Annotated in this window: 18 protein-coding genes, 1 tRNA gene and 1 rRNA gene; 6 read left to right on the plus strand and 14 right to left on the minus strand. The window is 53.6% G+C overall.

Annotated features, from left to right (window positions below; all coding sequences use genetic code 11):
- Positions 1-11: 11 nt before the first annotated feature.
- The 5 genes from P0G09_RS12425 to P0G09_RS12445 all read right to left on the minus strand — a co-directional run bounded on the left by P0G09_RS12425 (position 12) and on the right by P0G09_RS12445 (position 6,663).
- Positions 12-1,229: a GTP-binding protein gene (locus P0G09_RS12425; RefSeq protein WP_275252819.1), complete on the minus strand. Its 1,218-nt coding sequence runs from the start codon at positions 1,227-1,229 to the stop codon at positions 12-14.
- A gap of 317 nt (positions 1,230-1,546) precedes the next feature.
- Entirely contained in the window at positions 1,547-3,022 is a 1,476-nt protein-coding gene (locus P0G09_RS12430; protein WP_275252820.1) for a glycoside hydrolase family 32 protein, read from the minus strand.
- A 24-nt stretch (positions 3,023-3,046) separates the two neighbouring features.
- A complete protein-coding gene (locus tag P0G09_RS12435) occupies positions 3,047-4,720 on the minus strand; it encodes an extracellular solute-binding protein (RefSeq protein WP_275252821.1) in 1,674 nt (557 codons plus the stop codon).
- Positions 4,721-4,796: 76 nt separating this feature from the next.
- Positions 4,797-5,702, minus strand: a complete 906-nt coding sequence (locus P0G09_RS12440) for a carbohydrate ABC transporter permease (RefSeq protein WP_035394670.1) — start codon at positions 5,700-5,702, stop codon at positions 4,797-4,799.
- Between the two features lie 13 nt (positions 5,703-5,715).
- The gene (locus P0G09_RS12445) at positions 5,716-6,663 is read right to left on the minus strand and encodes an ABC transporter permease subunit (protein WP_154277086.1); all 948 of its coding nucleotides are present in this window, start codon (positions 6,661-6,663) and stop codon (positions 5,716-5,718) included.
- Between the two features lie 359 nt (positions 6,664-7,022).
- Between P0G09_RS12445 and P0G09_RS12450 the strand changes: the two genes are divergently transcribed.
- Genes P0G09_RS12450 through P0G09_RS12470 form a run of 5 tightly spaced genes read left to right on the plus strand, consistent with a single transcriptional unit; the run spans position 7,023 to position 12,152 of the window.
- The gene (locus P0G09_RS12450; RefSeq protein ID WP_005934838.1) at positions 7,023-8,078 is read left to right on the plus strand and encodes a LacI family DNA-binding transcriptional regulator; all 1,056 of its coding nucleotides are present in this window, start codon (positions 7,023-7,025) and stop codon (positions 8,076-8,078) included.
- A gap of 17 nt (positions 8,079-8,095) precedes the next feature.
- Positions 8,096-8,746 carry a DUF624 domain-containing protein gene (locus P0G09_RS12455; protein ID WP_227610904.1) on the plus strand — a complete coding sequence of 217 codons (651 nt, stop codon included), beginning with the start codon at positions 8,096-8,098 and terminating at the stop codon, positions 8,744-8,746.
- A complete protein-coding gene (locus P0G09_RS12460; protein WP_227610901.1) occupies positions 8,733-9,350 on the plus strand; it encodes a hypothetical protein in 618 nt (205 codons plus the stop codon). Before P0G09_RS12455 ends, P0G09_RS12460 begins: the two co-directional genes overlap by 14 nt.
- A gap of 36 nt (positions 9,351-9,386) precedes the next feature.
- A complete protein-coding gene (locus P0G09_RS12465) occupies positions 9,387-10,319 on the plus strand; it encodes a carbohydrate kinase (RefSeq protein ID WP_275252823.1) in 933 nt (310 codons plus the stop codon).
- A 3-nt stretch (positions 10,320-10,322) separates the two neighbouring features.
- Positions 10,323-12,152: an amylosucrase gene (locus P0G09_RS12470; RefSeq protein ID WP_275252824.1), complete on the plus strand. Its 1,830-nt coding sequence runs from the start codon at positions 10,323-10,325 to the stop codon at positions 12,150-12,152.
- A 553-nt stretch (positions 12,153-12,705) separates the two neighbouring features.
- On the opposite strand, the gene P0G09_RS12475 is transcribed toward P0G09_RS12470, so the two are convergent.
- The 7 genes from P0G09_RS12475 to P0G09_RS12505 all read right to left on the minus strand — a co-directional run bounded on the left by P0G09_RS12475 (position 12,706) and on the right by P0G09_RS12505 (position 23,523).
- Positions 12,706-15,951: a glycoside hydrolase family 2 TIM barrel-domain containing protein gene (locus P0G09_RS12475; RefSeq protein WP_342760534.1), complete on the minus strand. Its 3,246-nt coding sequence runs from the start codon at positions 15,949-15,951 to the stop codon at positions 12,706-12,708.
- A complete protein-coding gene (locus P0G09_RS12480) occupies positions 15,932-17,449 on the minus strand; it encodes a response regulator (RefSeq protein WP_275252825.1) in 1,518 nt (505 codons plus the stop codon). The genes P0G09_RS12475 and P0G09_RS12480 overlap by 20 nt, the downstream gene beginning before the upstream one ends.
- Positions 17,446-19,116 (minus strand): histidine kinase, encoded by a 1,671-nt coding sequence (locus P0G09_RS12485; RefSeq protein WP_275252826.1) that lies wholly within the window; start codon positions 19,114-19,116, stop codon positions 17,446-17,448. Before P0G09_RS12485 ends, P0G09_RS12480 begins: the two co-directional genes overlap by 4 nt.
- A gap of 74 nt (positions 19,117-19,190) precedes the next feature.
- The gene (locus P0G09_RS12490; RefSeq protein ID WP_275252827.1) at positions 19,191-20,099 is read right to left on the minus strand and encodes a carbohydrate ABC transporter permease; all 909 of its coding nucleotides are present in this window, start codon (positions 20,097-20,099) and stop codon (positions 19,191-19,193) included.
- A 2-nt stretch (positions 20,100-20,101) separates the two neighbouring features.
- Positions 20,102-21,034, minus strand: coding sequence for an ABC transporter permease subunit (locus tag P0G09_RS12495; RefSeq protein ID WP_156074749.1), 933 nt, complete (start codon positions 21,032-21,034; stop codon positions 20,102-20,104).
- Between the two features lie 82 nt (positions 21,035-21,116).
- Positions 21,117-22,634, minus strand: coding sequence for an extracellular solute-binding protein (locus P0G09_RS12500; protein WP_275252829.1), 1,518 nt, complete (start codon positions 22,632-22,634; stop codon positions 21,117-21,119).
- Between the two features lie 358 nt (positions 22,635-22,992).
- Positions 22,993-23,523, minus strand: a complete 531-nt coding sequence (locus tag P0G09_RS12505; protein ID WP_275252830.1) for a sigma-70 family RNA polymerase sigma factor — start codon at positions 23,521-23,523, stop codon at positions 22,993-22,995.
- Positions 23,524-23,709: 186 nt separating this feature from the next.
- On the opposite strand from P0G09_RS12505, the gene P0G09_RS12510 reads away from it, so the two are divergent.
- A complete protein-coding gene (locus tag P0G09_RS12510; protein WP_275252831.1) occupies positions 23,710-24,219 on the plus strand; it encodes a tyrosine-type recombinase/integrase in 510 nt (169 codons plus the stop codon).
- Positions 24,220-24,370: 151 nt separating this feature from the next.
- On the opposite strand, the gene P0G09_RS12515 is transcribed toward P0G09_RS12510, so the two are convergent.
- Both P0G09_RS12515 and rrf read right to left on the minus strand, forming a co-directional pair.
- Positions 24,371-24,446: transfer RNA gene (locus P0G09_RS12515), tRNA-Lys, on the minus strand.
- Between the two features lie 38 nt (positions 24,447-24,484).
- Positions 24,485-24,601: ribosomal RNA gene (gene rrf, locus P0G09_RS12520) — 5S ribosomal RNA — on the minus strand.
- Positions 24,602-24,611 lie beyond the last annotated feature (10 nt).

Below are 24,611 nucleotides of genomic sequence, written 5' to 3' on the forward strand. Positions count from 1 at the left end.
CAACTTGCAGCTCAGCAGCCAAACAGTGCGGCAATGGCCTTTTCGTCCAGCTTGGAGCCGATGACGACCAGCTTGCCGCCCACGTCGGCACCGCGCTGACGCACTTCCCACTCGCCGGGGACGTAATCGAACTCCAGCCAGCCGTCGGCACCGCCGTCCACGATGCCCTTGGAGCGCAGGATCATGCCGTACTTGCCGCCGTCCAGCTCGGTCAGTGCATGCTCGATGTCTGCCTTGCTGAACTTCTTGGCCGTCTCGACACCCCAGCTGGTGAACACCTCATCGGCATCGTGATCGTGGTGATGGTGGTGGTGATGGCCGCAGCAGCAGTGGCCGTCCTCATCGTGGTGATGATGCTCATGCTCATCATGGTCATCGTCATCCTCATGGTCGTGGTCGTGATGGTGGCAGCAGTGCTCCTCGTGGTCATCATCCTCGTGGTCGTGGTGATGCTCGTGCTCGTCCTCATCATCGTCGTCATCGTCATCGTGATCATGGTGGTGATGGCCGCAGCTGCACACACCGTTCTCATCGTAATGGTGGTGATGATGCTCGTGCTCTTCTTCCTCGTCCTCCTCGGCGTGCTTCTCATTGGCCTTGGCAGCCATGGCGATCAGCTCTGCCTTGAAATCGTCCTTGGAGGACATGGCCTTCAGGATCTGCTCACCGGTCAGGGAATCCCATGCGGTGGTCACGATGGTAGCGGTGGGGTTCTTCTCGCGCAGCATGGCGACCGCAGCGGCGATCTTCTCCTCGCTGGCGGTCTGGGTGCGGCTCAGGATGATGCAGCTTGCGTGGCTGATCTGATCATCATAGAACTCACCGAAGTTCTTCATATACATCTTGACCTTGTTGACATCGGCCACGGTGACAAAGCTGTTCAGCTTCACATCCAGATGCTCAGCCACACCCTCCACAGCGCGGGTGACATCGCTCAGCTTGCCCACACCAGAGGGCTCAATGACGATGCGGTCGGGGTGGTACTGCTCCACCACCTGCTGCAGAGCGGCACGGAAATCGCCCACCAGAGAGCAGCAGATGCAGCCTGCGTTCAGCTCGTTGATCTGGATGCCGGACTCCTTCAGGAAGCCGCCGTCGATGCCGATCTCACCGAACTCGTTCTCGATCAGGACCACCTTCTGGCCCGCAAAGGATTCCTTGATGAGCTTCTTGATCAGGGTCGTCTTGCCGGCACCCAGGAAGCCGGAGAAAATATCGATATTCGTCATAATGCTGTATGCCTCTTTCTTTTTCCAAAAGCCCGCAAGGGCCGTTCAGCAATCAGAGCCGCAGAGTGCTGGCTCAAAAATCTTACACTCCTATTATAACAAGGCTGTCAATGGGAAACCGCCTTTTTTGATGAGAAAATTGTAACTTTTTTTGCAGTTTGGCTACGTTTTCAGAAAACGCTGCCTCCCGGACACAAAAAAGCCCCCGGAACGGGGCAGAAAGCATAGAACCCATACAAAAACACAGCCCCGCTTTGGCGAAGGAGAAGCCAAAGCGGGGCTGTATTCAATGAAGGAGAAATGATGGGAATATCAGGTTACAGATTCAGCTCAAACTGTTCCACCGTAACAGTTGCTTTGCCATCGGCAGCAAAGGTGATGCCGTCGGCAGACTGGGGGGTGTAGATCCATGCGGTCATGGTCTGCTCACCATCGTTGGCGAAAACTTCGATGCTGTTTTTATCCAGCAGGATGCGGAGCTTGAGTGCACCGTTCTGGCTGCGCACCTTGCAGCTGCGGCGGTGAACGATGTCGGCACGGGAACCGGCATAGCTGCGATCCAGCGTCAGCTCGGAAGTGTAGGGATCGTAGGTCAGGCTGGTGTGATGATCTGCATCGGCGGCCAGCTTCAGGGTAAAGGAACGGTATTCGCCGGGCTGCACCGTGATGGTCAAATCGGCCACACGGCCCTTGATGCCTTCTAAAGAAGTTTCGCTTTGCACCGTCACATTTTCATAGAAGGTGCGCTTGCCGTGGACGGCATCCAGCTCCCGCACGGGGGTCTGAACAATGCGTCCGTCCTTGATATGCAGCTCCCGGGGGCAGATGGTCTGTCCGAACCACTTGCAGCCCTGGGGCTTATCCTCGGTGTCCGACCAGGTCTGCAGCCATGCGGTCATGATCCGGCGGCCATCCGGGGCAAGAGTGGTCTGGGTAGCATAGAAGTCGATGCCGCCGTCCATCAGCTGCACATTTTCCTTGGTGAAGGTGTGGGTGGCTTGGTCGTAGCTGCCGATGAAGGCAATCACGTTGTGACCATTGTGAAACTCACCTTTGGGCAGCATCTCCATGGGGCCGAGCATCAAGACCTGCTTGCCGTCCAGCGGAAAGAAGTCCGGGCACTCCCACATTTTGCCGTACTGATTGTTGCAGCGTTCCAGCACCGTGACAAAGTGCCAGTCGAAGCCGTCCTTGCTCTGGAACAGTGCCGCTGCGCCGCTGCCGTCCTCGGCCCGGCAGACGGTGACGGCGGAGTAGGTGCCATCGGCCTCACGCCAGATCTTGGGGTCCCGGAAGTCGAACCTGCTGAAGCCTTCCGGCAGGTCTTTCTGGGTCAGCACCGGGTTGCAGGCAGGCTTTTCGTAGTTGAGACCGTCACCGATGGCAATGCTCTGGGTCTGGATATCCCGCATCTCCCCATTGGGCTGCTTTTCTGCCACCACGCTGGTGTACATCAGCAGCTGCCTGCCGTCATCCATCTCGGTGGCAGAGCCGGAGAAGCAGCCGGGGCCGTTGTCCACCGGGGAATCCGGGGCAAGTGCACAGGGCAGATACTCCCAGTGCAGCAGGTCGGTGCTGACGGCGTGACCCCAGTGCATGGGCGCCCACCGCACATCGTAGGGGTTATACTGATAGAACTGGTGATACTTCCCTTTGTAATAAGAGAAGCCGTTGGGGTCGTTGAGCCAGCCCACATAAGGAGTCATGTGGTAAGCAGGGCGTTCCGCCGGGGTAATGGCAGCGCCGTGCTCGGCCTCGTAGGCACGGGCTTTTTGTAAAGTCAAATCGTTCATGGAATCCTCCAAAGGAAAGAATTCTTATGCGTAGTAAGCATCCAGATACTTCTGCATAATGCCCAGATAGTCGGACAGGCCGTAGGCTTCCAGCTTGCTCAGATAGTCGTTCCACTCTGCATCCTTAGTGCCGTTCATGATCCAGTTCGCCTTCTGCGTATTCATGTAGGTCTGCAGATCTGCCTGCAGGTTAGAGACCTGCTCGGTGTCCTCGTTGCTCATAAAGACATTGGGATAGACATAATCGTTGTTCATATCCGGGGTGTAGATATCCTTGATCCAGTCCAGACGGTACTGTGCATCGTCCGGGCAGGTAACGTATACACCATAGTAATCATCCAGAACCGCCAGAGGCCCGCCGACACACTGCGCCTCACGGACTTCCACGGGAGAAGCATCGCCCAGAGGAGCGTGCTTCAGCATGGGCTCGCCCTTATCGTTGGTGGACATTTCAAAAATGTTAAAGCCTTCCGCATCGCCGTAAGTACCCCAGTTGTTCTGCGGAGACTGGAGGGGTGCGTACATCTGATCCAGCCATGCGCAAACCAGTGCAGGATTAGCCGCCTTTGCGGTAACAACGCACTTGCCGCGGGCAAAGCCGCTGGTGAAAGAGCCGTTCTGCGGAGTGATATTCCGGGTATCGGCGGTCAGGGCAGGCAGCGGCTCCCAGTCGGTCAGGTTGTCAATGTTGGCAACATCCCAGCTGAAGCAGACACCATAGCGGCCAGCCTTGCCCTTGGAAACATAGGTGGACCACTCCTGCGTGAAGCACTCCGGGTCAATGAGCTTTTCGGCATACAGCTTGTGCAGCCAGTCCAGACCATCACGGTAGCCCTGCTGGGTGGCGGCACAGATGACTTTCCGGTCGTTGGTAACAGCGATATGGCGGTCTTTGTCTGCATCGCCGTAGCCTTCGCCAAAGCCATTGATGAGGATGCTGGGATCCTGATCGCCGTTGTTGACGATGCAGGACATGGGGATGATGTCGCCGTCAATGCCATACTCTGCCTTGATAGAAGCGGCGTTATCACGGAATGCCATCAGCACCTGCTCAAACTCGTCCACTGTGGTGGGCATCGACAGACCGAGGAAGTTCAGCCACTTGGTATTGATGAAGCTCATGTTGCCAATGGTCTGGATGGCGGTCTTTTCTGAGCCCAGCTGCTCGATCCAGGGCAGTGCCCAGATGTGGCCATCGCTGTCGGTGCACATGGTGCGGTACTCCGGGTACTGCTCAAAGACCTTCTGGAGATTAGGCATATTGTTGTCAATGTAGTCTTCCAGATTGAGGATGACACCCTGATCTGCGTAGCGCAGCAGATTGCTGTCGGTAAAATCAGCAGTAAAAACAAAATCCGTCAGGGTGTTGGGGTTGGACATATTCAGGGTGATCTTATCGTTCCACTGGTCGGACTGGATGGCGGTCCAGTCAATATGCACATTGGTCTGCTCTTCCAGACGCTTGAAGATGGTGCGGTTGTTCGGCTCGGATTCGCTGCCCACAGGGAAGCTGGTCATACCGGTAAAGGTGACCTTTTCGGACAGCGGAAATGTAACGACACCGGTCGTGTCCACAGCTGCGGCAGCAGAATTGCTGCCGCCGGTGGATTTGCCGCCGCCACAGGCAGACAGAGCAGCAGCAGAGCCCGCCAGAGCACAGACCTTGAGGAAGTTGCGGCGAGAGATCAGCTTTTTCATGGTATTTTCTCCTTTTTTGTGGTTCTTTCTTCGTGTAACAGATGAGCGTACCGGCTCATAAAATTCTGGAATATCCTCAGCCTTTAATGGAACCAGCCATGATGCCGGCATCAAAATACTTCTGGAAGAAGGGATACATCACCAGCAGCGGCAGACTGGAAATAATAATGGTTGCATATTTGAGCAGCTCTGCCATCTTCGCACGTTCGGCAGTGCTCTGGATATCTGCGATCATGCCGGATTCCGGCTGGCTCTGGATCAGGATGGAACGCAGCACCAGCTGCAGCGGCTGCTTCGATGCGCTGTTCAGGTAGATCATGGCGTCAAAGTAGCTGTTCCACATTGCCACGAACTGCCACAGGGCCAGAACTGCCACCACCGGCATACAGACGGGCAGCAGGATCTTGAAGAAGTAAAGCATCTCGCTGGCTCCATCCACATCCGCAGCTTCGCGCAGCTCACGCGGGATGCCTTGATAATAGGTACGGGCAATGATCATGTTCCACACGCTGAATGCTCCCGGCAGAATGACCGCCCACATGGAATCCAGCAGACCCAGATTGTTGATGAGCAGGTAGGTGGGGATCAGACCGCCGCTGAAAAACATCGTGATCACAAACAAGGTGTTGAAGATCGTTTTGCCTTTGAAGTCCGGCAGCGACATGGGATAAGCGGCAAGCATCGTCACAGCGACCGAGATGATGGTGAAGATGATCGAGTAAAGTACTGCGTTCCTGAAGCCGACCCAGATCTGCTTGTCCGAAACGACACGCTGGTAAGCATCCAGACTCCACTTGCTGAAATCAAAGGAGATGCCCTTGTTTTGCAGAGTGACCGGGTCCATAAAGGACGCGATGACGATGTAGATCATCGGAACGATGATCGCCAGCAGGAACAAGCCCAGAAGTGCGTAGCCGCAGTACAGGATGATCTTATCTTGTCTGGTGTAGAGGGCCATTTTTGATTTTTTCTGTTTTGCCATGGTAAACCCCTCCTTACAAGCCCTTGCCATCGTTCATTTTGGCAACGATCTTGTTCACTGCGATCAGCAGGATGACGTTGACAACGGTGTTGAACAGACCGACTGCCGTGGAAAAGCTGTAATCGCCGTCCAACAGGCCCTTTTTATAAACATACGTTGCAATGATCTCGGCAGTGTTCAGGTTCAGGTCAGTTTGCAGGGCATAGGCTTTTTCAAAACCGATGCTCATGATGTTGCCTGCCTGCAGGATAAACTGAATAACGACCATATCCTTAATGGCGGGCCACTCCACCGTCATGATCTGCTGGATCAGGTTTGCGCCGTCGATCATCGCAGCTTCCTTCAGATCTTTGCTGGCGTTAGAAAGAGATGCGGTGTACATGATGGATGCCCAGCCGGCACCCTGCCAGATGCCGCTGATGATGTAGATGGGGCGGAACACTTCCGGCAGCGTCATGAAGTTGATGCTGGTGTGAAGCAGGCCGTTCACCGGACCGGTGACACTCAGCAGCACCCGGACGATGCCGCACAGCACGATGACCGAGATGAAGTTGGGCATATACAGCACCAGCTGCACCTTCTGCTTGATCTTCTTGCTCTCGATACGGTTGAGCAGGAATGCCAGCAGGATAGGGATCGGGAAACCCCACAGCAGACCGTAGACGCTCAGCTTCAGGGTGTTGATCAGATAGCGCTGGAAGTCCGGCGAGGACATGAAGCGGGTAAAGTTTTTGAAGCCTACCCACTCGCTGCCCCAGATACCTTTGAAGGGATTGTACTTCTGGAACGCGATCAGCACACCGCCCATGGGAGCGTACTTGAACACCAGCGTCAGCACCACGGCAGGCAGCAGGAACAACAGGTAAAGCTGCCAATGCCGTTTGATGTAGACCCATGTGTTGTGCAGCTTGCGTTCTGCTGCCAGCACAGCCGTTTCCGACGAGGCTGTCTTTGCTTTCATGAATCATTCTCCTCCTTTTTGATTTGTTTGCCGCTTGATTTGCATTTTACATTTGCACCTTTGAATCTTGCGCTTTTTACTTCGATTGTGCAAATGTAAAATTCTGTAATTCATTTATACCACGCAAGCAAGCGAATGTCAACGATAATTCATAGTATATATCAAGAAATACTGTGGATTTGTACAGATGCACAAATCCGAAAGTGCGCAAATATGCAAAATGATGATTTGCATTTTTACGTTTGACTAATTTGTGCATTTGCACTATACTGGAGTCATAAAGAACAAGATCCGTCACCAGACTTTATCTATAAAAGAGGGAACATCCGCCTCTATACTGTAAAGGAAGAGGATGACTTATGACAACCAAGGTCACCATTCAGGATATTGCAAACGAACTGCAGCTTTCCCGCAACACAGTTTCAAAGGCCATCAACAACACCGGTGTGCTGGCAGATGCCACACGGGAGAAGATCCTGCGCAAAGCCGCCGAAATGGGCTATAAGCAGTTCGCCTATCTGCCGCTGTTTCAGGAAGACGCTGCAAAAACAGCAGCGCCTTCCATTCTGCCGAGTGACAAACGGGAGATCGCCATGCTGACGACCCGGTTTCTGAACAGCTCTCACTTTTCCTCCACGATGCTGGATCGTTTCCAGTCGGAAATCGACCATCTGCATAGCTGCATGACCATTCATCGCATTTCTCTTATAGAGTTGAAAGAGAAAAAACTTCCATCTTCTCTCAACATCCAGCGCACAGCCGGCATCATCTGCTTTGAAGTATTCGACTATGACTACGCACAGATGCTGTGCGATCTGGATGTTCCGCTGCTGTTTGTAGACAGCCCTGTGATGAATATGCGTCCTCCTCTGAAAGCTGACCGCCTTTATATGGAAAACCGCATTGAGATCCAGAATGCGGTGACCCACATGGTCCAGCGCGGCAAAAAACGCATCAGCTTTGCGGGGGATAAAAACCACTGTCAGTCCTTCTTTGAGCGTTATATGGCTTATAGGGATGCAGTGGAGCACTTTGGTCTGACAGAAGGCCTGAGCACCTGTGCGATGCCATCGGGACAGCAGAACTATCCGGTATCCCTGTACGAAACCATCCGTCGGTTCAAAACGATGCCGGATGCCTTTGTCTGCGCCAATGACTTTGTTGCCATGGATCTGGTCAAGGCATTGGATGAGCTGGGGTATTCGGTTCCCGATGATATCTGGGTCTGCGGTTTCGATGACAGTCAGGAGGCTTCCTACTTTGCCCCCCGTCTGACTTCGATCCATATCCATGGACAGATCATGGGCTACACCGCTGCCAATCTGCTTATGACCCGCATCGAAGAACCATCGCTGAACTATCGCACCGTCTATACGGAAACCAACCTGATCCTGCGCGAGTCCACAGGAGATTGAGCGAAAGGAGAACCCCCATGCGTGACCTGTGCAATACGGACAAGCCGCTGTTTGCTGTGCTGACGAAATTGACTTACAGTGCTTACCTGAACATCTTATGGCTCGTGTGCAGCCTGCCCATCGTTACCATAGGGGCTTCTACGACCGCATTGTTCTATGTCACGCTCAAAATGGCGGAAGATCGGGACGATGGTCTGACCCGGATGTTTTTTAAGGCGTTCCGGGAAAATTTTAAGCCTGCCACAAAACTCTGGCTTATCCTGCTGGCAGTCGGCAGTTTCCTGGCTGCGGATGGCTTAGTGCTGCGCCGAATGTGGAGCGAAAACATTTTCTGGACGCTGCTCACTGCAGTGCTGATTGGTGCAGCAGTTCTGTACGGCATCGTTCTGCTGTATACCTTTCCTCTGCTGGCACGGTTTGAAAACACCACCTTCGGCATCCTGAAAACAGCGTTTCTCGTGGGTGTCCGGTATCTGTTTTGCACCCTGCTGATGGCGGCAATCTATGGCATCATGGGGTACGTCATAGTGTTTGTGTTCACGCCTGCATTCCTGCTGGGCATGGGCTTCTGCGCCATGCTCTGCTCCTTTTTGATGCTTCGGATCCTCTATCTGATCGGTGGAGACCCTGATGCAGTACACGAGGAATACGACCATGACGAAAACTGACCGGGATACGCTCCGCTCCCTCCATGGGCGCAAAAAGTGGGAGCACATCTGGGCATATTACAAGCTGCCCATTGCGATCATGCTCATCGTCGTCTATATCCTTGGCTATGCAGCCTACCGTCATGTGACGAAAAAAGAGGATGTGCTTTACCTTGGTCTGGTAAATATCACTGCCGGGTCTGATCTGACGGAACAGCTTACCACCGGCTTTGCCGAGGCGCAGGGTCTGACCAAAAAGCAACAGGTCGATCTGCTGTCTGGCTTACTGCTCAGCGAAAGCGAACGCGCAGAGGAGCAGTATGTATATGCTTCGGAGATGAAGCTGCTGGGTGCAGTCAGTGCCCAGCGGTTAGATGTTGTTCTGATGGACGAATATGCACGGGATCGACTGTTGGCAGATGATTATTTTCTCGATCTGCGGACACTGGATGCGTCTTTCCATGCACTGCCGGGTCTGAACGCCGGTGGGACCGTGCTGGATATTTCGGACACGCCGTTTGTCAGGCAGGCAGGTTTTTCTGGCAAGGTCTATCTTGGGGTAGTGCAGAATGCACCGCACCCGGAGCGTGCAGCCGCTTACATTCATTATCTGTTCCAGCGGTAATCGTTGGGTTTCACATCAAGAATAAGGAGAATTATCATGGACATTTTAACGATTGGCGAAGTTTTAATCGACCTGACCCAGACCGGCAAGGATGCCCGCGGCATCCCTCAATTTGCCGCAAACCCCGGCGGTGCCCCGGCAAATCTGGCTGTGGCTGCTTCCAGACTGGGCGCACAGACCGCCTTTATCGGCAAGGTGGGTGCAGATGCCTTTGGCCGCTACCTGAAAGAGGTTCTGGCAGAAAACAAGGTAGACGTTTCCGGCATGGCGGTGGATGCAGACCACCCCACCACCATGGCAGTCGTGTCAGTGGATGCCACCGGCGAGCGGGATTTCAGCTTCTACCGCAGTGCCAACGCGGACGTGATGCTGTGCAAAGAGGACATTTCGGACGAGGCTCTGAAAGCTGCCAAAATCGTCCACTTTGGCTCTGTCAGCCTGACCGCTGACCCCTCTCGCACTGCCACGCTGGACGCTGCTGCCCGTGCCAAAAAGCTGGGTGCTGTCATTACTTATGACCCGAATTACCGTGCCAACCTCTGGAAGAACAAAGAGGATGCCATTGCCCAGATGAAAGCGCCCCTGCCGCTGGTGGATATTCTGAAAGTGTCCGATGAAGAGCTGCCCTTGCTCACCGGCACCACTGACTGCGAAAGCGGCACGGCACAGCTGGCACAGAACGGCATCCGGCTGATTTTCGTCACCTTGGGTGCAAACGGCGTATTCTACCGCTTTGGGGAGAAAACTGGCCATGTGGCTGGCGTGCCCTGCAAGGTGGGCGACACCAACGGCGCAGGCGATACCTTCTTTGGTGCGGCACTTTCCAAGCTTTGCAAGGAGGAGTTGGACACCCTGACGGTGGACAAACTGGAAAGCATTCTTGCCTTTGCCAACAAGGCGGCAAGCATTACCACCAGCCGCCACGGCGCTATCCCCGCCATGCCCACCCTTGCAGAAGTGGAGGGCTGAACCATGGCAGCAAAACAGGAATTTGAGTCTCGGTTTGCCAAGCACAAGGACGAACTGGAATGGCTGTTCATGGAACTGTACCACAACCGGGAAGGGCTGGAGGTTCTGGAACGGGAGATGGCAGACGCCTACAACGCCCGCAGCGCCGAGCTGAAAGCGCTGGACAAGGCACGCTCTGCTGACCCGGAGTGGTACAAGCGGGGCAATATGTTCGGCATGACCATGTACACCGACCTCTTTGCCGGAAACTTAAAAGAACTGGCAAAGAAGCTGCCCTACCTCAAGGAGCAGAAGCTGACCTATCTGCACCTGATGCCCCTTTTGCAGATGCCCCATCCCCACAACGATGGCGGCTATGCGGTGGAGGATTTCGACACCGTAGACCCTGCCCTTGGCACCAACAAAGATCTGGAAAACCTGACCCGGGAGCTGCGGAAAGCCGGCATCAGCCTGTGTCTGGATTTTGTCATGAACCACACCGCCAGCACCCACCGCTGGGCCATGGCGGCAAAGGCGGGCGACCCGTGGTTTCAGGCCTATTACCATCTCTACGAGGACCGCACCATCCCCGACCAGTACGAGCAGACGGTGCCGCAGGTGTTCCCCAACACCGCGCCCGGCAACTTTACATGGTGTGAGGAGATGCACAAGTGGGTGCTGACCACCTTCCACGATTATCAGTGGGATCTGAATTATGCAAACCCGGCAGTGTTCGTGGACATGACCAAGAGCATCCTGCATCTGGCAAATCTGGGCGTGGAAGTGTTCCGCATTGATGCGGTACCCTATATCTGGAAGCAGCTGGGCACCACCTGCCGCAATCTGCCGCAGGTGCACACCATCGTGCGGATGCTCCGCATGGTGCTGGAATGCGTCTGCCCGGCGGTCATCCTCAAGGGCGAGGTGGTCATGGCTCCCAAGGAGCTTGCCGCCTACTTCGGCACCCCGGAAAAGCCGGAATGCCACATGCTCTACAATGTGTCCACCATGGTCAACCTGTGGGGTGCCCTTGCCAGCCGGGACACCCGGCTGCTGAAAGCCCAGCTGGATGCCCTGAACGCCCTGCCGGACAACTGCTGGTTCGTGAACTATCTGCGCTGTCACGACGATATTGGCTGGGGTCTGGACGAGGCGGTGGAAAACCGGCTGGGCATGGACCCGCAGAAGCACAAGGAATATCTGTACCACTTCTACGAGGGCAATTTCCCCGGCAGCTGGGCAAAGGGCGAGCTGTACAACTACGACCCCGCCACCGGCGATGCCCGCAGCTGCGGTACCACCGCCAGCCTGTGCGGCGTGGAGCAGGCACTGGAAAAGGGCGATAAAACCGCACTGGACTACGCTGTGAAGCGTGACCTGCTGCTGCACACTGCCATGGCATTCTTGCAGGGCTTCCCCATGCTGAACTGTGGCGATGAAATTGCACAGCTCAATGGCTGGGACTACAAAAACGACCCCGATCGTGTGGAGGACAGCCGCAATCTGCACCGCAGCAAGTTCAACTGGGAGGACGCAAAACAGCGCACCCAAGAAGGCACGCTGCAAAACCAGCTGTGGCAGGGCATGGAGCAGCTGCGCAAAATGCGGGCAGACCCCTGCTTTGCCCCGGATGCGTGGGTAACAACTTGGGACAGCCACAACCCCGGCGTGCTGGCACTGGTACGCAAGCGCGGCGAAGAAACGCTGGTGGGCTTGTTCAACTTTACCGAGTACCCGGCAGGGGCAAGTCTGGACGCTCTGGGTGGCGAGTATCACACCCCGGAGGGCACATCCGTCTGGCTGGCGGATGTGGAGCTGGAGCCGTACCAGGCACTGTTGGTAAAAAACAAATAAGTAAAACGAGTCATCCGGCTCTCTCTTTTTGCCAAAGTTTCCATTGATTTTTCTTGCACCCTGCCGAAAGTGACGTGTTCTCAAAAGTTCGCGTTTGCGAAGCGTAGCGGAGCAAGTTTTTAACTTTCTGATCGCTACATAGCAAACCCGAACCAAGGCCATCCCAGAAGGGATGGTCAGGTTCAGGTTGTTATGTGGCGATTTTTAATTGCCAAATCAGTACCGCACCTTGAAAACCGCATAACCGTCTGCATGGGATACCCGGCCATGACCCCGTAAGGGAGAGCCGGAAAACGCCGCCGAGATGGGGCAGGAAATCCATGCAGGGAGAACGGCAGGACGTTGATTCCCCAGTTGCGGAGAAAAACGATGTACTCAAAATGAGCACCTCGTTTTCCGTAACGCCAACGAAAGGATGGAATGCCTATGAGTAATTTTAGCCGTTAAAGCAAAAGACCAGAGTTGTAAAGCCTTTCGGCTAAACAACTCTGGTCTTTTTGTTGGAACTTGTGCAACAGCCCCTTCTTTTTGTTTACTTATGCTTTTTTAAGTGTCACACCATACCGGCGTTGCTGCGCTGATCAGGGTCCGAGGGGTCTCGGTAGCTTGGTGTCCTGTCCTGCTCTCCTACTGCTTTCCATGGGTGGTAAGCTGGGATCTCCTCCGGAATGGGGCCGAAGGGGTTATCTTCCTGTTCTCCCAATCCAGCCTCCAGGGCAAAGCCGAAGCGACAAGGCCGATCGTCGATGCGATATGTCGGCAGAACATCTGGGCCGCAGCTGCTGTTGCCCAGACCCCGGTGGGCGTAGTCCAGATGCACATACAGGGCCTCCGGTGCAGGAAGCTCAAAGGGATGCCGGGCATTCCACAGCTGCAGATCACTGTAGGGCACTGCGCTCATGGCCATGGGGCAGGCGGCCTCAAACCGTACAAAATCCGCACGGTCCGGGTCTGTTAATCGCATACTACGAGATTCCGTATGAAGTCCGTATTCCTGAGGCCGTAGATAAAACGGCTGATTTCTCACATCTTCGCTGTAAACTCCCATGCGCCCGCCGCACTGGCGATCAGGATAGGTTTCTAACGGTCCCTTCCCATACCATTTCATAGCCGTAAACCGCACGGGAAGAATTGCCGTCATCCCGATTCGCCCCGGAGACAGCATATCTGCCGGAGATTGCACGTTGCAGTCAATAAATATACGATTTTGTCCTGCCTGCCATAAACCAACGGTAACATAGAAACTGTCCTTCTCCGTCTGGTATGCGGTGGTGTAGGTCAAAGACGGCTCTTCCACCCCGTTCCCCTGCCGGACTTCCAAACAAGTACGTTTTGGATGATCATACTGCTTTGTAAACCAGTTCTGTTTACCCAGTACCAGTGGGCTGTGAGCATCGTTGTCTGTGGGGGCACGAAAAGGGGTGAAGAACAGATCGTGCAGTAGCACACCGGATACGTTGTCGACCTGAAGTGCTCCGGTTTCTGTATCCAGCCGAAGAGTCAAGTCACCCATCTCGCCCACCAGAAGAGTTCCCTGTTTTGAGAAATGAGCTGTGACCTTTTCTGTCACAAGAGCCGGGTGGCATCCCTTTTTCCAAAGGAACTGCTTCCATCCGCTGAGGCCGCATCCCGCATGGGCCGGAGATTTCTCCATGAACAGGAACTCCAGAAACTGTTCTCCCGAAGCCGGAGGAATATCCTGCAGGTCGGCCTTCCATACCACCGACTGTCCTGCAGGGCAATCCGGCAGAGAGAGCTCTCTGATTTCCCGACAAACACCATTTTCCAGCAGGCGCAGTTGAGCTGCAAAATCTCTCAGGTTCAGCTGCTCACAACGGTTTTCCAGAACAAAGATTCCATTCCGGAGGTCCTTCACCCGAAGGTCGATGGGCTGGTACACCGTCTGAACTTCCTGTAGCTTAGGCGTAAATCGACGATCGGGTGTTGTCAGTCCATCGATGCAGAAATTGCTGTCATGGAATTCCTCGCCAAAATCGCCGCCATAGGCATACCAGGTCGTTCCATCCGGGTTCGTCTGGCGCAGACCGTGGTCGCACCACTCCCAGATAAAGCCGCCCATCAGATTCTGGTGTTCATAGATTTCTTTCCAGTAATCCCCCATGCTTCCGCATGCGTTTCCCATAGCGTGAAGGTACTCATTGGTCAGAAAGGCCCGATTGGGATTTGCTTCTGCCCGTTCCCTCATGTTCTGAGGAGAAGGATAGGTCTCGCTGTCCATATCTGCAATCTTGTTCATCTGGCGCTTGTGGATCAGACGGGTGGGGTCCGCAGTGCGGCAGTAGGATGCCGCCAGTGCCACAGTCTCTCCATAACCAATCTCATTGCCGAGGGACCAGCAGAAGATGGATGCATGGTTTTTATTGGTTTGAACCATGGCAGCCTGTCGGTCCAGCACACGGGGAAGCCACCGCATATCGTTGCCGGGCAAAAGATTCTTGCGGTAAGAAATGCCATGACTTTCCAGATTTGCCTCATCCATTATATAAAGGCCGTATTCATCACAGAGCTCATACCAGCGTGGAGTATCGGGATAATGCGCACAGCGAACCGCATTGATATTGCATCGCTTCATCAACTCAATATCTTGGCGCATGCTCTCTTCGGTGATGGCATAGCCGGTGACAGGGTCGAACTCGTGTCGGTTCACGCCTCGCAGCTTGACGGGTGCACCGTTGACTCGGAATACGCCTTCTCCATCGATCTCATAATGGCGGAAGCCGAAGGGCACGGTGGTTTCCTCCAGCTTTTCTTCTCCCAGAAAAGTAGACAGCCGCACCTGATACAAATAGGGTGTCTCCGCCGACCAGAGGTGCGGCGTTTCCAGCTCCAAATGCCCATACGCTGTTGCGGTGATGCCCGCCGGAATCTGCAATGCACCATCCAACCAGGCCGGATCAAACCCACGCTCTTTAAATACCGCTTCCAGGCTGACCTCCTCAAAACGATCACTGTCGTTGCCAGTCTTCCCATTGCAACTGCCCACTGGACACGCCTCGGCATCCAGCAACTCCACCTCTACACGGATGCGTGGAGCACAGCGATGGCTCAAATTCAAAATTTTACTTTCGGTATGCAGAACTGCCTTTTTCGGCGTTACCTCTGCCCAGAGATAGCTGTCCAGAAGGTGCAGCTCGTGGATTTCATACAATTTAACGCTGCGAAAGATTCCAGACAGCCTCCACATATCCTGACATTCGAGATAGGAACCCGGGCTGAACTCATCCACCCGAAGCAACAGTAGGTTCTGCCCAGGCCGTACAGCATCGGTCAGGTCTACCTCACAGGCAGTGCGCCCGTTTTCCGCATAGCAAAGAACCTGCCCATTCAAAAAAACAGTTACAGCAGAGGAAAAACCGCCGATGGATAGGATCATCCGGTGGTGCACGGTAGGAACTTCCAGAGTCAAATCTTTCCGGTAGATGCCAACCATCCCCTGTCCTTCCGGAATAAAAGGCGGCTCCAGCTTGTTCGCATCTGCCCCGAAGGCATAGCGTGTGTTGATGTATTTGGGCTTATCGAAACCCTGCAGCTGCCAGCATCCGGGCACAGAGATTGCTTTGGGCTTTGGCAACGCCCCAAGCTGTTCCGGGGTCTGTGTATCGGCATCAGCACGGGAAATCAGCGCAAAATCCCAGACTCCATTCAGACAGTGTTCTTTCGTTCGGGGAAATCGGTCAAACCGATAGGGCATTCTTCCGACTGCGTGCGTCCAGACATCCATAGTAGTTCTCCTTCCTGTAGGGCCTTCCGGGGCCATTTCATCCCGGCATTCGGGCATGTTGCTTACGGTAATCGCTGGGTGTGACTCCTTCAATGGATTTGAACAATTTGGTGAAATGCGAAAAGCTGGAATATCCCAGTGCGACAGCCAGATCGCCCACGGGCATATCGGTGCCCGCCAACAACTGTCTTGCTAGATTGATGCGTTTATTCTGGATATAGTCGTTCAAACTCTGGCCGGTCTTGCGCTTGAATAGCCGGGCTGTGTAGTCCGGATTCAGGTAGACGGCCGCTGCAATATTTTCTCGCGTCAATTCTTGATGAATATTCAGTTCGATGTATTCCTTGATTCGGCGGATTACCTGTTCCTCGCCGGGCGAGTGCCGCAGCAGTCTTTCGGTCCGAGCAAGGTTGCCCTGCACCCACGAAAGAAACTGCGGCAGCGATTCAAACACCGGTTTCGCTTCCACAAGTTCTGTTGCCTCCGGGCAGCCTCGCTCTTGTAGCGTGCAGTGGAGCGCCTGTATCAAGGTCTGTGCAATCCACTGCATCCGTTCCTGTGCTGCCTTGAGGGACAGCCGGTTGAGTTCGGTGGTAATCTCTGCCTGCACAGTCTGAGCATCTTCCTGCAAAAGCAGGGTCTTCCAATGTCGGATCCGGGCCTCCTCCGGGCTCTGCGACTCCTTGTGAAGGCTCGTTTCCCACTGTTCCAGCGCATCCGCAGTGGAACAAAGTCCCAGAATGCTGCTGGACACGGCAGGCGAGACCTTTACTGACTGCTTCAGCATCGTCTTGCAGGCCAGACCCAATTCTTCCCCGAAATGCGCAGCCGCAGCAGGTTCCATTCCAGCGCTGATGAGCAGAAAACTCTGTCCACTTCTGCGCTGCAAAGAGGTCCAGCCGGTACCGGTTTTATCCCAAAGCTCCTTGGCAATATTGCACACGCCGTATCCGAGCAGCTCCTGCTCGCTCTGCGGCAATGCAGCAGGCATCTGCACCAATACCCGTACCACCTGTAGCGGCGCACTGACATCCAGCTCCAGATCATACTTCTGTGCACAGTTGAAAAGAGATTCCGCCGTGGATAGGATGTTTTTTTCTAAAACGTCTTGCAAATACTGGTCTCGGCGCAGACTGCGCCCATTTTCATAGGCGCGGCGGGTCCCGCGCATACTTTCCTGCGTCTTCCAAAGGTTGAGCGCATGTCGGATGGATGCTGTAAGCTCTGCCGGTGCAATTGGCTTGAGCACATACTCCACACACCCCAGCTCCATCGCTTTCTGCGCCATGGGAAAGGATTCGTGGCAGGTCAGGATCACGGCCTCGGTATCGGGACAGGAGGTCTTCATCCATTCCAGCAGCTCAATGCCGGACATCCGAGGCATTTCCAGATCACAGACCAGAACCTGTACCGGTTCCTGGCAAAGGATCTTCTGCGCTTCCACGCCGTTTGCGGCATCCAGCACCCGGTCCACATCAAGATTTTTCCAGTTGATCGAGCGTCGGATGGCTTGGATTGCAAGCGCCTCATCATCTACAATCAGAACGGTCGTCACAGTGTTTCCTCCTTTTCCGGCTGTTCTGTGCCGTAGTTCAGCGGCAGAATCACGCTCACATGTGTGCCGCCGTCAGGCCGATTTTCCAAGTGAACTTCCGCTTTGCCTGCATATAGCAGTTCCAGCCGCTGTCGGACATTAGCGATTCCGATGTGGACCCGCCCATCAAAAAACGGTTGTGCCTTTTGCTGCAGAACCTGCAGCACCTCATCCGAAAAGCCAGGGCCATTGTCCAGCACTTCCAGCCATAAGTAGGTTTCCCCCTCCCGGTTCTGCATCGAGGCGCGGATGTCGATTTTGGCTTCCCTGCTCATATTGCGCGCATATTTCACCGCATTCTCTGCAAAAGACTTGATGACCGAAGGAGGGATGCGTGCCTGCCGCAGAAAGGCCGGGACGGAGATAGTGTAGGAAAAGGCATCGCCGAATCGGAGTTTCTGGATGGAGAGAAAGTCATCTGTGAAGCGAAGCTCCTCTTCCAGCAGAACAAAATCATTTTCTACCTGTGCCATAAACCGGAAATATCGGTTCAGGTAAGTGGTCAGAGCCAACACCTGCTCAAAATCGCCAGTAAGGGAGGCATTGTAAACCGCATTAAAGCAGTTGCCCAGAAAATGCGGGTTGATCTGCATCTGTAGATTTCGCAGCTGGCTCATCTGCTTTTCCCGTAAGATCTGTGTCTGACGCTCCTGCAGCTCAGAGATCTCCTCCAGCGTGAGGTTGAAGGTCGTACCAATGGTGGAAAACTCTTGCAGCATTCCGCTTGTATCCACCCGGACGCTCAAATCTCCCTGTCCGGCTTGGTGCATGATCTGTGAAATCCGATCAATTGGTTCCACAATTTGCAATCGGGCAAAACGGTACAGCAAAAAGAGTGCAGCCAGCAGCAAGAGCGGAATCAGCATCATCAACAAGCTGAGCCAGACGATGCCATTTGTAAGACCGGTGCGCACCAGCCTGACCCGGAGTTCAAAGCCGGTGCGCCCGATTTTAGCCGAAAAGCAGTTTTCCGGGCCGGCCTCCACTCCTGCAATCCGTTTGTTGTTCAGGTAGAGGCTGGTCTCCGCATACTGGCTGCTATCCTCTGCAAAAGGAACCGTCATCAGTTTCACTGGATCCAGCAAAAAGCCGAAGTAGGCATCGTTCATCTGGTAGCTGTACAGAAGATACTGAGCGGCCTCATCTGTGTAATACTGCCATGTGCCGGTGGGGTAGTCGTCCAGATCTTGGCAGATCGTCTCAATAGCATGATTCACCTGTTGACGTTCCATAAGACTTTGGCCCTCTCCGCGAACCATTAGGACCTCCCCATGTGCAAGAGGACACAGAAATTCTGCACTCATGCTAGGATACTCGATCACGTCCACTGCCATCCGCCGAAAGACCCTTGTTGTGGCAAACACACGCTCTGCCTCGGATGTCAGATACTGCATATAAATGGTATCGTTATCCACTGTCGTAAAGGTCTGCACATTCATTTCGATGGCGTTCAGATTTGTTTCCAACTGATCCGCATAGTTCTGCAGCGCCGCCTGATCCAGCTGGGTCACCTGGCGGTTCAGATTGTATATACTCAGCCCGCAGCAGATGAGCATCAGGAACATCAGAACCAGAACCGGGATACTGTAGAACCAGAAAAGCTTTTGATGGACGGATGGTCGTTTCATAGGCACAACTTCCTCCGGAAGCACCACAAAGGCCCGGCAATCTTGTTTGCCAGACCTTCGCGGTACCACATTGATTATTCTTTCACGCCGCCGATCACAATTCCTTTGACAAAATAGCGTTCAAAGCAGGGGAACACCGCCAAAACCGGGATGGCAACTGCCGATGCAATGGCCATACGGACACCCGATGTGGGCAGATTGCTGACCGCAGCCATCATCTCGCCAGAGATCTCACTGTTGTTCTTCAGGAATTGAATATTTGCCAACATATCATTCAGAACATTCTGGATATTATAATACCGCGTATCAGTCAGATAGTACAGACCATTGTTCCAGTCGTTCCAGTATGCCATGAAGATGAACATGCCCAGCGTTGCGATGATGGGCAGTGAGATTGGAATTACGATCCGCCGAAAAACCTGAAACTCCGTAGCACCATCAATGAGTGCCGCCTCGATCAGTGGTTTGGGGATGCTGTTGCTGAAGAAGTTCCGTGCCAGCATGACGTTGAAGGCATTCATCAGCAGGCCGGGAATCAGGAGGGCCCAATAGGTATTCTTGATGTGGAACACCTCGGTGTAGACCAGATAGGTAGCCACTAGGCCGCCGTTGAACAGCATGGTGAACAACACCAGGAAGTTCAGAATCTTCCGGCCCGGCAGATTCTCACGAGAGAGGGTATAGGCCAGCATCAGGGTGATCGCCAGACTGATGGCTGTTCCCATTACTGCGATGACAATGGTCGTCAGATAGGCCCGTCCGATGATTGCACGGTTGCCCCACAGATATTCATAAGCAGCCAGACTGAACTCCGAAGGAATGAAAGAATATCCGTTCCGGGTAATAGATTCCTCGCTGGAAATGGACGAGGTGAACATCAGCACAAAGGGCAGAATGGCCGAAAGCGACAGCAGCGCCAGCACAATGTAGGAGACGACCGTCACACCGGAGACATGTTTTTTCTTTTTTGTTGTGGTATCCATACTCAGAACAGGCTCCCTTCCATATTTCTCTTTTTCACCAGCCAGTTGGAGAACATCACCAAAATAAAACCAACAATAGACTGATAGAAGCTTGCAGCCGAAGACATGCCCACGTCACCCAATTTCATCAGGCCGTTGTAAACGTAGGTATCAATGGTAGAAGTCACGCTGCTGATGATACCAGACTGCATCGGAATCTGATAGAACAGACCAAAGTCCGAATGGAAGATACGTCCTACGCTCAGCAGCGACATCATAACGATGGTAGGAGAGATCAGAGGGATGGTGATTGAGAATATTTGCTTTAGCTTTCCGGCGCCATCCAGCTCGGCCGCTTCATAGAGGGAGGAATCGATACCCACCATAGTGGCATAGTAGACAATGGCAGTGTAGCCCGAACGCTTCCATAATTCCACAAAGGTCAGGATAAAGGGCCAGAATTTGCTTTCCATGTACCAGGAAACCGGGTCTTTTCCCATTACTGTGAGAATATGATTGAACATACCCGTAGTGGGGCTCAGGAATGCATATACAAGGTAGCTGGCGATGACGTAGGAGAACAGGTAAGGCAACAACACGGAGGTCTGAAAAAAACGGTTCCAGAACTTGGACTTCACCTCATTCAGGAACAGTGCAATGGCAATGGCCATCACGGTTTGCAGTACGATAAAGAGTAGATTATAGCCGATGGTATTGCGGGTGATGACCCAGGCATCCTTGGTGGCAAACAGATACTTGAAATTTGCCAGGCCACACCAATCGCTCTTCCAGATGCCCTTGGCGTAGTTGACATTGCGGAACGCGATGGTCAAACCTGCCATGGGCAGATAATTGTTGATGAGCAGATAAAGCAATCCGGGCAGTGCCATCAGATACAAAGGGATAAACTGCCTGATCTTTCCCTTTTTCTTCGGGACGGTAACGGTCTTTTCCATAAATACCACCTGTTCTCAAAAATCCCCTGCCGGATCAGGGCAGGGGATCATGTTTCATGTGCTGGTTCCCTGTATTTTACGGTTAGGAAACGCCATTCTCTTTTTTCCAGTCAGCGAACTGGGCAGCCTTTTCATCGATGATCTTCTGCAGTCCGGCGCTCTCCAGTTCCTTGAGGAACTTGGGCAGATTGTCGTCGATGTCGATGCAGCCATAAGCCAGTGCGCTAAGATACTGATCACAGACATTCGTTACTGCCGTGTACTCGGTCTTTACCGGTGTCACGTCGTAAGCAAAGCCCATGGCCTTACTCAGCATGGCGCTCTCATTCATGGCACGCACCTGCTCCGGGAAGTCCTCTTCCGTGCCGTCCCAGAAATAAGCGATCAGCTGGTCACCAAATGCAAAGCTCCAGTTGTGGAAATAGCCACTGGTGGAAGCATCCACACCATCTGCGAAAGTGATGATACGGTCAGAGCCTTCCTTCAGCTTATAGTGGACACCTTCCAGACCCCAATCCAGCATGTTCAGGAAGGTGGGATCCGAGTACATCATATCCAGAACCTGCATAGCAGCTTCGGGATTTTTGCTATTATTCAGAAGCGACCAGCCAAAAGAATTCACCTTTGTAGTATACGAAAACACAGTATTCAGCGGAATCACCGTCATATCCCGGCCGCACTGATTAGTTTTATCCTGTGCAGTGCCAGGGCCAACAGTACCATAGAAACCAAGAAGCTTTCCGGCCTTGATTTGTTCCGCTGCACCGTCGGTGGTGGTAAGAATATCCGATGCAATCCAGCCCTTCTTGAACCACTCCCGGTGCTTTTCGCACTCAGTACGGAATTTATCGCTGGAGAACAAGTCAGAAATCTCGTCGTCCTGACCATAGTTCAGCAGAACACCAAAGGTATCGCCCAGCGGATCATAGTCTGCGTAGACAAACGTACCACTACCCTCTAGGCGCATCATGGCCATATCCGGCTCGCCCGCATGAATGGTCTCGAACATCCCATCCAAATCATCGGTAGTTTTGATCGTAGCAGGATCGATCCCGTACTTTTCCAGAATATCAGTGCGCACCACAATACCGCCCTGATAGAACAGCGAGCGGTTGACCGGCACCTGATAGGCTACACCGGACACCTTACCGGCCTGCAGATAGTCTCCCAGACATTCCTGAATATCCGTACCATATTCATCCAGCAGGTCATCCAACGGAAGGAGTGCTCCCTTTGCCACACAACTGGATACCATGGTGCCCCAAACCAGAGCAATGTCCACCTGCTCACTACCTGCCATCACCAGATTGAGCTGGTTGTTATAAGAACTGCTGGGAACCACTTCCAACTGTAAGTCGATACCTTTTTTATCGGCCACGTAATCGTGAATGGCCTTGGCTACCTTTTCCTGATCAGGTTGGACTGAGGACAGAGGGTAGTACATAACAACCTTGGGCATTTCGCCGCTGGTAGCTGCCGAACCGGATGCCGTCGAACTGCTGGTGGAGCTGGACGAACCACCGCAGGCAGTCAGACCCGCTGCCACAGCAGAGATACCCGTTGCCTTCAGAAAATTCCGGCGAGAGATCCATTTCTTCATGATTGTTCTCCTTCTCATGTATCTTCCCACCCCCCTTCCGAGCGTGGGAAATAAGACATTTTGCAGGAGCGGCCCATTTCCTCATCGACGCTCGCTTCTGCGTTTCCTGACACTAGTATACCCCTTCTTTGCTCTTTCCCGCTAACGCAATCTGCAGGTAGATTAGCGAAAAACGGACTTTCGAAATTGCTGGCGGCTCATAACCGCCTCAGTGGAGACAAATTCCTCATGACCCACTAGTATCCCTAGGATTTCTGATATGCACCCTAGCTCTTGAACGGCAAAGCGAAAAATCCGAACCCTTCTCCTACCGGAAAAAGGTTCGGATCTTGTTTTGATGCCGTTACAAAGAGCCATTTTAGCGGTACAGCAGATAAGTCTGCTCCCGCTGGGTCAGCCGTTTCAGGCCATCGTACAGTTCCCGGCGTGATTCCTGTTCTTCCATAATGGTCTGCGGCTGCATGGCGTAGGGGGCGGCTGTGGCTTCGATGCGCCGCAGCTGCTCTTCTCCCGGCAGAACATCGTCCAGCGAAACACGCTGGTAACAGATACCATCCTTGTCCTCCGTTACCATCCGCTGTTCAAAAGCGGTAAAGGCATCCCGAACCATATCCATCATGGCGTTGCGGATGGCCGGAGCTGCGTAGGTCAGGAACTTCATGCCGCGCGCTGCATCGAACTTTGGCACGGCCTTCCACAAGCCCATATTCCCTGCCTGTTTCAAATCGTCAGTGTCAAGGTTCAGGCCGGACTGTGCCAGATTCATGCTGCGGAAAAGGTCATTTGCCACCTTACTAATAAAGGACTTGTTGTTGTCGATCAGGCTGTCCAACGCGGTTGCATCGCCTTTTTGCGCCAGCACACAAAGCTGTTCATTCGTCTGCTTCATGGGTATTTTCCTGCTCTGCGGCAGACTGCAAGATTCCCAGCAGACCGTTCCGCAGCTGTTCCAGTGCTTCCGGCGTGGCTCCTTCCATACCCGAAACGCTGACTATTCCCGGACAAGCTGGAGCGCAACACCACTTCCCTCATCCTGAAAAGCACCAAAACCGCATCCTCCTGCCGCACCATCTTCATGACCTCCGCACTGAAAGAGGAATTGAAGAAGTGGCTGAATCAGTTGGCGGCGGACGAGAGGAAAGACCCAACACGTTACCATGACAGCGGAATGCTGTTCCGTCTGCCCAACGGTCTGGCGGTGGAGCCGGTGCTCATCCGCAAAAAATTCCTCAAATGGCAGGACGCACACCCGGAGTTTCCCCGCATCGTCTTTCATGGTCTGCGGCATTCCAGTGCCACCTATCAGCTGATGATTTCCGGCGGCGATGTGAAGGCCGTTCAGGGCACCACAGGACACGCTACGGCAGATATGCTGGTGAATACCTACGCCCATATCCAGCAGTCCTCCCGTGTAGAGCTGGGCAGGAAGTTCGAGGAAGGGTTCTATGCTAAACAGGAAAGCCCCAGCCCGCAGGCTGTACCCGCCGCAGGCGAACCGACCATCTCTATGACCGCTCTACTGGAACTTCTGAAGAACGCAGACCCCGAAGTAAAGGCGCAGCTCCGTCTGGCTCTGTTGACTTGATGCAAAATTCACCACGCATTTCAAAGTAATTTCAGCCCATGCAGAGGATTCCTATGAAAACGCCAACCGTGCATCGACCGTGCAGACCCCGATTTTTCGGGGTTACATAACAAAAAAGAACGTCAAATCTTACGATTTGACGTTCAAAATCTGGTGCACCTCCAGGGACTCGAACCCTGGGCCCACTGATTAAGAGTCAGTTGCTCTACCAACTGAGCTAGAGGTGCATATTGTCGAGATGCGGTTTCAAACATCCCGACATTTGAGTCGGCGACTACCTATTTTCACGCGCCGTTTCCAGCGAACTATCTTGGGCACGAGTGAGCTTAACTTCTGTGTTCGGAATGGGAACAGGTGGAACCTCACCGTCATCGTCACCGACCAATATGACT

Source organism: Faecalibacterium sp. DFI.5.82 (assembly GCF_029076575.1).
In the GTDB taxonomy this organism is placed as follows: Bacteria; Bacillota; Clostridia; order Oscillospirales; family Ruminococcaceae; genus Faecalibacterium; species Faecalibacterium duncaniae.

Excerpts from the sequence above, each read along its gene's own strand:
- P0G09_RS12500 (WP_275252829.1), bottom strand. The coding sequence starts at position 22,634 with ATGAAGAAATGGATCTCTCGCCGGAATTTTCTGAAGGCAACGGGTATC.
- P0G09_RS12445 (WP_154277086.1), bottom strand. The coding sequence starts at position 6,663 with ATGAAAGCAAAGACAGCCTCGTCGGAAACGGCTGTGCTGGCAGCAGAA.
- P0G09_RS12495 (WP_156074749.1), bottom strand. The coding sequence starts at position 21,034 with ATGGAAAAGACCGTTACCGTCCCGAAGAAAAAGGGAAAGATCAGGCAG.
- P0G09_RS12455 (WP_227610904.1), top strand. The coding sequence starts at position 8,096 with ATGCGTGACCTGTGCAATACGGACAAGCCGCTGTTTGCTGTGCTGACG.
- P0G09_RS12510 (WP_275252831.1), top strand. The coding sequence starts at position 23,710 with ATGACCTCCGCACTGAAAGAGGAATTGAAGAAGTGGCTGAATCAGTTG.
- P0G09_RS12490 (WP_275252827.1), bottom strand. The coding sequence starts at position 20,099 with ATGGATACCACAACAAAAAAGAAAAAACATGTCTCCGGTGTGACGGTC.
- P0G09_RS12435 (WP_275252821.1), bottom strand. The coding sequence starts at position 4,720 with ATGAAAAAGCTGATCTCTCGCCGCAACTTCCTCAAGGTCTGTGCTCTG.
- P0G09_RS12485 (WP_275252826.1), bottom strand. The coding sequence starts at position 19,116 with ATGAAACGACCATCCGTCCATCAAAAGCTTTTCTGGTTCTACAGTATC.
- P0G09_RS12475 (WP_342760534.1), bottom strand. The coding sequence starts at position 15,951 with ATGCCCGAATGCCGGGATGAAATGGCCCCGGAAGGCCCTACAGGAAGG.
- P0G09_RS12450 (WP_005934838.1), top strand. The coding sequence starts at position 7,023 with ATGACAACCAAGGTCACCATTCAGGATATTGCAAACGAACTGCAGCTT.
- P0G09_RS12465 (WP_275252823.1), top strand. The coding sequence starts at position 9,387 with ATGGACATTTTAACGATTGGCGAAGTTTTAATCGACCTGACCCAGACC.
- P0G09_RS12425 (WP_275252819.1), bottom strand. The coding sequence starts at position 1,229 with ATGACGAATATCGATATTTTCTCCGGCTTCCTGGGTGCCGGCAAGACG.
- P0G09_RS12460 (WP_227610901.1), top strand. The coding sequence starts at position 8,733 with ATGACGAAAACTGACCGGGATACGCTCCGCTCCCTCCATGGGCGCAAA.
- P0G09_RS12505 (WP_275252830.1), bottom strand. The coding sequence starts at position 23,523 with ATGAAGCAGACGAATGAACAGCTTTGTGTGCTGGCGCAAAAAGGCGAT.
- P0G09_RS12430 (WP_275252820.1), bottom strand. The coding sequence starts at position 3,022 with ATGAACGATTTGACTTTACAAAAAGCCCGTGCCTACGAGGCCGAGCAC.
- P0G09_RS12470 (WP_275252824.1), top strand. The coding sequence starts at position 10,323 with ATGGCAGCAAAACAGGAATTTGAGTCTCGGTTTGCCAAGCACAAGGAC.
- P0G09_RS12440 (WP_035394670.1), bottom strand. The coding sequence starts at position 5,702 with ATGGCAAAACAGAAAAAATCAAAAATGGCCCTCTACACCAGACAAGAT.